This window comes from Streptococcus cristatus (genome assembly GCF_003943505.1).
Classification (GTDB): Bacteria; Bacillota; Bacilli; order Lactobacillales; family Streptococcaceae; genus Streptococcus; species Streptococcus cristatus_E.
In genome coordinates, this window is sequence record NZ_RJPS01000038.1 from 1 (window position 1) to 910 (window position 910).

General features: G+C 46.5%; 1 protein-coding gene. It reads left to right on the forward strand.

Annotated features, from left to right (window positions below; all coding sequences use genetic code 11):
• Positions 1-910, forward strand: a 910-nt coding sequence (locus D8792_RS10775) for an amino acid--tRNA ligase-related protein (RefSeq protein WP_312023823.1), incomplete at both ends; no start/stop codon positions are given.

Genomic DNA, 910 nt, shown 5'->3' on the forward strand with positions numbered 1-910 from the left:
CGTGGAGACCGTCAACCAGAGTTTACACAGGTGGACTTGGAAACTTCTTTCCTATCTGAGCAAGAAATCCAAGACATTACAGAAGGTTTGATTGCCCGTGTCATGAAAGAAACCAAGGGTATTGAAGTGACCTTGCCTTTCCCACGTATGAAATATGACGATGCTATGGCTCTCTATGGTAGCGACAAGCCAGATACTCGCTTTGACATGTTATTGCAGGACTTGACAGAGCTTGTAAAGGGTGTTGACTTCAAGGTCTTTTCTGAGGCACCGGCTGTCAAGGCTATTGTAGTGAAAAATGCTGCTGACAAATACTCACGCAAAGACATTGATAAGCTGACAGAGCAAGCTAAGCAGTATGGAGCCAAGGGACTAGCTTGGGTGAAAGTAGCCGATGGAGAGCTGACTGGTCCTATTGCTAAGTTCTTGACAGACCTGTCAAGTGAGTTGACAACTGCTTTACAATTAGAAGAAAACGACTTGGTGCTCTTTGTGGCAGATACCTTGGATGTTGCCAACGCAGCTCTGGGGGCTCTTCGTGTCCGTTTAGGCAAGGAATTAGGTTTGATTGACCCTGCTAAGTTTAACTACTTGTGGGTGGTAGATTGGCCAATGTTTGAGTGGTCTGAAGAAGAAGGCCGCTATATGAGTGCTCACCATCCGTTCACCCTGCCTCAAAAAGATTCTGAGCAGGAGCTGGAAGGAGATCTAAGCAAGGTTCGTGCGGTTGCCTATGATATCGTACTCAATGGCTATGAACTAGGTGGTGGTAGCCTACGGATCAACCAAAAAGATCTGCAGGAACGGATGTTTAAGGTTTTAGGCTTTTCAGCTGAAGAAGCGCAAGACCAGTTCGGTTTCCTTCTAGAAGCCATGGATTATGGTTTCCCACCACATGGAGGTCTGGCTT